Genomic DNA, 6279 nt, shown 5'->3' on the forward strand with positions numbered 1-6279 from the left:
CTAAACCAACAATGGGATTAGTACAGATATAATCAACACGCCAATAATACAAATACCCGCTTTAAAAATATGCTGCATTGGCATTTGTTTTTTCACCCAGTAAGCATAAATAAATCGCACAAAATAACTCGCGGCAGTGCCAAACAAGGCGAAAATAATTAAGTACGCGATTAAAACTATATTCACAGCAACTCATTTTTTATAAGGAATTAAGCCCTTAGTGTAAGGGCTTAATTTAAAGAAGGCAAAACAGACTGTATTAGCGCTTATTGGTATGAGCAATCAATAGCTCTGCAACTTGTTGCTTTACTGCCCGTTTATCATCAGTGTCTACGCCAAACCGCTCAGCAAGTAGGGCGATTTCCTCATCATTTAGATTAAATGAAAGGCGCTGACGCGTCTTCTTTGATTTCACTTCAAGCGCTAAAATTTTACGGATCATATCCGAGGGCGTGAGTTCTTGATCAATGGCTTGCTTTTTTATCGACTTTTGCACTTCACTGCTAAGATCAAAAGCCATTTGCGTCGCTCTTACAGCTTGCTCTTGGCGTAACCATTTATCTTTTGTATTGCTCACTGCGCATCTCCTGGAAACAGGTCAACTATATCAGTGATTGGCCGAGTTAAAGTAAGTGACACTTCAGTTTCACCGCCATCCCAAATTTCAATATTGAGGCCATGGCTTTCATCACTTGATTCGAGACAAATCATCTCACAAGGTTCGCCACCTTGCTGTTCATACTGAGGAAGCGCTTGGTTGCGATAATCTTTATTATGAAAGTAACACACAAACGGCGTTTCAGTTTGTTGATAGCTGCTACCTAAAAACTGCATATAACGCTCTGGGGTATTTTTTACCTCAATGAAAGTTAGGTCTTCTTCATCAAAAATACGCGCAAATTCATCCAGCGTGAAAATTTCATCCACTTCATCACGTTGAATCTTAATTGAAAAATTAGCCCATTCTTCACCATCACTACGTTCAATTTGCAAAAATACAACTTTACCTGCATCACTTTCAAGCACCAGCTCATAATCAGCACTATGCTGATATTGATAAGTTTGTACATCTGTAACACGCAAAGTTTGCCCTTTTAGCCAACTCGGGTAAGCAAACGAATCAATCACTGTGAACATGTCGCCTATTTTAAGCTCACTTGGGTGGTTGAGCTGGCGTTCAGGGGCTTTTTTAGATTTAAAGAAGTTAAACATAGTCTGCCTCATAAGCAAAAAAGGTAACCAAACAGTGCTCGGTTACCTTTTTAATAATCAATAATACCGCGTTAGCCGTTTTGCTTAGCTTTAATACGCGCTAGGATATCTGCACTTTTCGGGCTGGTATCGCCAATTCCGGCTTCAGCCATTTTTGCTTTAAGATCATCGCCGTTAGTGTCCGCTTCAAGTTGCTTTGCAGCACCTAGTTGATCTTGACGATCTTGTTGACGTTGCTTAATACGCTCAAGTGACTGACGTGCATTAGTCATCGACGAGCTATTTGTATTAAGCGTACTGTTTACCGCCATGGTAGCTTGTTGTACGCTTTCAGTGGTTTTAACCATAGTAAGCTGACGCTGATTTTCTTTAATCGACTTTTCTGCATCTTTTACTTGCTGCTTAAGTGTCACAATGTGATTACTAAAGCCCGCTAACACTTGATCATGCTCTGCTTTTTCATTTTCAAAATCACCGATTTTCTCAGCAATCTCTAGCGCTAATGCTTCATTACCTTTTTCAAGCGCTTGACCAGCATAAGCTTCGTGCTCAGCTATTGAGGCATCTAATGCGCTAATTTTACGCTTCGTTTGCATCTCTTTTGCCATCACTTCCGTTAAGCTTTTTTTAGCACGTTGTAAGGCATTTTGTGCATCAGCAATTTCTTGTTCAAAAATACGGATACCATTGGCATCAACAATTGCTTCGCCTGCTTCACGAGCGCCGCCACGTACTGCTGTAAATAGTTTCTTTAAAATACTCATAATCTTAACTCCACGTAAAATAGCTAGCTATTAATCGTTTAAATAAATGGTTACCGCTTCTAATGCATCAATGGCATTATCGGCTAATGTAACTAGCTCATGGGTAATATCATCAAACGATGAATTAACCGACAAAGCACCAAAGATCGCATATTTATCATCAATCTTTGCAAATGCACTCAGTGGGATTGGTACATTTAAACGTAATAATGTTTCGTTTAACTCACCACGTAATTCAGATTTAACTTCCTCGTCCGCAAATAAGTAACTAATACATAATAGTTGCTCTTGTGTTTGCGTAACAAAAATTGGAAGCTCATCATTGCCATCAACTATGACTTGCAACACATCTTGCTCACCTGGGTTGGCAATCAAGAAAGACTCAAAGTTAGCGCCTTCGGTTTCAAAAGATGCTAGTTTTATTGAAAGTTCATTTAATTCCATGTCTCTGCCTTTTGTCATTTGACATATTATGTCTGAGTTAAGATTCGCACGGTCGACATATTATGTCAACCATGTTTTATTAATTTTTATACAATTCGCTTTCTATCTGCCATGCACTTCGATAGTAATCGTATAAAGTACCTGACCCTAATTGATTGACTTCAATATCATTTATTTGTTCAAAATAATGACTAGGGAATATAAATGCAGCCAATAAATATTTTTGACTGACCCACCTAGAAGCAACAGGAAGCTGTGTCGTCTCTGCAATTCTCGCACTAGCGGATTTGCCTGTAGTCGTTGCAATTGTCCAACCCCACTGCCCAAATGAAGGGATATTTTGCTGATATTGCTCTACATGTTTAAAACCAGCTGCTTTAACCGTTTTACCAATACTTAAAAAAGCTTTTTTAGCATGATAAGGCGAGGTTGACTGCACAGCCATCGCCCCATCTGCGGCCAACAATTGCCGAATATGATTATAGAAATAATCGCTGTACATCTTATTTAAGTCAGGGTGATTTGGATCAGGTAAGTCAATAATAATAGTATCGAAACGCTTACCTTCATCAAGCAACCGCTCAACCTCTATAAATGCATCGCCTACGATTACGTTCGCTCTAGGATCAAGCATGGCGTTACCATTAAGTTTTCGCAACCGTGCATTGATCTGTGCCGGCGCTGTAAACTCATTGCTTGGGTGGCCAAATAAATTAAGTAACTGACCATCCAAATCAATTAATGTGACTTCTTGTACTGGCCACTTTAATACATCACGCATAGCAAGCCCGTCGCCACCACCAATAATCAACACGTTATCATGGCGATTAGAGGCTAACAGTGCGGGATATACGAGCATAGAATGATAAATTTGTTCATCAACGCTAGAAAACTGTAAGCGACCATTTAAATAGAGATCGGTAATTGGTTCTGGTTGATTACGACTTAACCGCTCAGTTAATACCAAATGCTGATATTTCGTCGCTTCAGAGTAAATAACTTTATCTTTATAAAGCACGTTACTTAAATTCTTCATCCAACTACTGCCAAGTACAAGGATAAAAGCAAACAACACCAATAAACCAATATGGCAAACAAGCAGTAGCTTGGCATAACGTACATGGCTGTGATAACGCCATAAGAAAGCTAAGCCGGCAATAATATTAAATAGCGCGGTCCACGCAGCGGCTTGCATAATTGGCATCGCCAACATAATGCTCACCCATATGGCTGCGCCAATACCAGCGCCAATGTAGTCAGCCCCGTAGATTGTACCGGCATTATTTTCTAAAAATCGGCCATAAACATGCTGACGAATACGGGCTATCAAGGGGATCTCCATCCCTATCAATAAGCCAAGCAATAAACCAAATACATAGGGTAAGAAACGTGACCATTCTTGAAGTTTCTGAAAAACATAGCCATTGAGCACCACATCGGCGGGCAGGTTAAAAATCTCAGAAAATATATGTGGTAATGAATAACTAACGGCTATTACGCTGGCAATAGCTAATATGCAACCCATGCCAACTAAAGCTATCAGACTCTCAAGCCAAGCAAATGCAGTAAATGGATCTTTAAACCAGCGGGCTAAAAAAGCCCCCATGCCCATAGCGACAATCATAGTACCGATCATTGCATAAATAGCACTCTCTACTGAACCAAGAACACGCCCTGCATAGTGAGATAACAGATACTCATAAATAAGGCCGCACCCAGCGAGTACGGCCATAACAGTTATTAATAAAAAATCATGCCCAAGTAAACTAAACTTACTTGGGCTTTGGTTTGTGTGTGACAAGTTTTATGCGCCTAATAGAGTTGCCATAGTAATACCCACTGCAAATGAAACAGCAGCAGAAATAGTGGCTACACCAATATTTTTTTGGCGATTGACTTCATCTGAAATATCACAACCTGATAAGATTATTTTGATAGTAATTAAATGCAGAGCAATAAACACCACTAAGCTCACCAATGCACTAATCGCCCAGTAAACTAAGCTAGTGTTAATACTATCTGCAACATAAGGGGCAATACCTGAAGCCGCCGTAATTGCAAGCGCACTACCAATTAGAAAACCAGCGTAGCGGATACCAACCGCCAAATTACCATCTATAATAGCTTGCTGTAGGCAATCACCACTGCGATTAGTGCGCTTAAACAACTGTACGCGATACTGACTCACTAACAATAAAGCAATACTGCCAATAATAAATGCCGCAATCACTATTGGTAGGCCGTGCCAACCCTCTGTTGCCACCCAAAACAACGCTGAACGTATTACGATCGCCACACTGACAACATGACCAAAATCAATCACAGCAGCAGTCACATTCCCTTTAACGATTTCGTCATGCAGGCTTACTTTACGCAATGCAACTTTATCTTGAAAAAAGTGACCAAGCTTGATCATCACAATCGCTAATAAACCATAGCCACCCATTTGCAGTGCTTCTTGTTGTAAAGACGCAGCAAATGCACCACTACTGACACCTGTAAGCACAATGGCTAACGCAACTAGTCCTGCCGCAAAACTGATACCAAACGCAAAGTTATCACGTTCAGTAATTTCATCATTGGCATGTAAGTTTGATACCCAGCCTTTAATAAACTTCAAGCTCACAAATAAGGCAATGATAATTGCAAAATCAATCGCAATTGCTTGCAGCGACCACATAGTTATTCCATTAAAATCGTACATATTCTTATAACTCCAACACTAAATCTTTTAAATAGCCGCTTACTTACCGCGGCTAACACCGCGAGAGGTTCTGCTACTACTGTCTCTAACCGAGCCCGAACTTTTACTATAACTACTGCTCTTTGAATAACTACTACGGGTTTTCGGGGGGGTATAACTGCTTCGACTTAACCCGGAAGCACCGGTCTTCTTCGACGCATAAGGACTAGTAAACTGCTTACCTTGACGTTGATAAGACTGACGTGTTCGTGTTTCTACAGCTGTCTGTGCTTTCATCTGTTTCGGGCTAGTATATCGAGCACGACCGTAATCGTTATAATAGCTGTATTTACGTCGCTTGCTCCAACTACCATATTCAACACGATCAAAGACATCACCTAAAATACGGTACATACCATACCATTGCCAGAAACTAATACCGTTACTATTTGTTTGCCAGTTCCCATAGTTTGGGTTTCCGACAAGTTGATTGCCTTCCCCCTCACCTTCCGCTTGCTTGCTAATTGCACCAACACGCGCCAATGAACCGCCAGACATATCTGCAAGCATATTAATAGGGTCGGTCAACGCATCTGAAAATAGCGTAGGCTTAACTGCATCACGTAATAAATCAATATTAAGTAATGTATCTTCATAAGGAGGGATTAAATAAGTACTTTTTATATCAGCTAATCGCTGAGTCAAGCCAGTATAGAGTGCACCTTTGCGAGTTGCATCCAGAGCCAGTACATTTGCGATTTGCGCCAGTTCAGGCTTTTCTTCGCTAATTATACGACCGTATTCACTCAATAACACCGCGTTGCGAATTGAGCCATTGTCCAATGCTTTACCGAGTCCTTCTAACTCAGCTTCAGCTTTAGTGATAGATTGTTGAATTGTTTGTTGCAACTGCTCTTCTTTTGATTCACAGCCCATAAGCAAGCTTACCAAACAAAACAGGCTGATAAGTTTCCAAGCTTTTATTTGAGACATTCATGTCACCTGATTTACTAATTAACCCCGCTAGTTTTACACAGCTCAGAAAGTAAACCAAGGATGAAATTGCAACAAGATAATATTTAAGAAAAATAAAAGGCAGAAATAGTTTTCGAGTTTCGAGTTTCGAGTTTCGAGTTTCGAGTTTCGAGTTTCGAGTTTCGAGTTTCGAGTTTCGAG

The 6279-nt window shown here is 40.3% G+C and carries 8 protein-coding genes; all 8 read right to left on the reverse strand.

Annotated features, from left to right (window positions below):
• The 8 genes from PHAL_RS0121690 to PHAL_RS0121725 all read right to left on the reverse strand — a co-directional run bounded on the left by PHAL_RS0121690 (window position 1) and on the right by PHAL_RS0121725 (window position 6096).
• Window positions 1-186, reverse strand: coding sequence for a hypothetical protein (locus PHAL_RS0121690; RefSeq protein WP_016710537.1), 186 nt, complete (start codon window positions 184-186; stop codon window positions 1-3).
• 73 nt (window positions 187-259) lie between these two features.
• On the reverse strand, window positions 260-577 hold the full coding sequence (locus PHAL_RS0121695) for a hypothetical protein (RefSeq protein ID WP_016710538.1): 318 nt from the start codon (window positions 575-577) through the stop codon (window positions 260-262).
• Window positions 574-1212 (reverse strand): hypothetical protein, encoded by a 639-nt coding sequence (locus PHAL_RS0121700; protein WP_016710539.1) that lies wholly within the window; start codon window positions 1210-1212, stop codon window positions 574-576. The genes PHAL_RS0121695 and PHAL_RS0121700 overlap by 4 nt, the downstream gene beginning before the upstream one ends.
• Window positions 1213-1283: 71 nt before the next feature.
• A complete protein-coding gene (locus PHAL_RS0121705; protein ID WP_016710540.1) occupies window positions 1284-1976 on the reverse strand; it encodes a PspA/IM30 family protein in 693 nt (230 codons plus the stop codon).
• 30 nt (window positions 1977-2006) lie between these two features.
• A complete protein-coding gene (locus tag PHAL_RS0121710; protein WP_016710541.1) occupies window positions 2007-2420 on the reverse strand; it encodes a YjfI family protein in 414 nt (137 codons plus the stop codon).
• Between the two features lie 79 nt (window positions 2421-2499).
• On the reverse strand, window positions 2500-4221 hold the full coding sequence (locus PHAL_RS0121715; protein ID WP_016710542.1) for a polyamine aminopropyltransferase: 1722 nt from the start codon (window positions 4219-4221) through the stop codon (window positions 2500-2502).
• Between the two features lie 3 nt (window positions 4222-4224).
• Window positions 4225-5124: a DUF350 domain-containing protein gene (locus PHAL_RS0121720; protein WP_016710543.1), complete on the reverse strand. Its 900-nt coding sequence runs from the start codon at window positions 5122-5124 to the stop codon at window positions 4225-4227.
• 39 nt (window positions 5125-5163) lie between these two features.
• Window positions 5164-6096, reverse strand: coding sequence for a hypothetical protein (locus PHAL_RS0121725; protein WP_016710544.1), 933 nt, complete (start codon window positions 6094-6096; stop codon window positions 5164-5166).
• Window positions 6097-6279: the final 183 nt, after the last annotated feature.

Origin of the sequence: Pseudoalteromonas haloplanktis ATCC 14393, assembly GCF_000238355.1 — a bacterium.
In the GTDB taxonomy this organism is placed as follows: Bacteria; Pseudomonadota; Gammaproteobacteria; order Enterobacterales; family Alteromonadaceae; genus Pseudoalteromonas; species Pseudoalteromonas haloplanktis.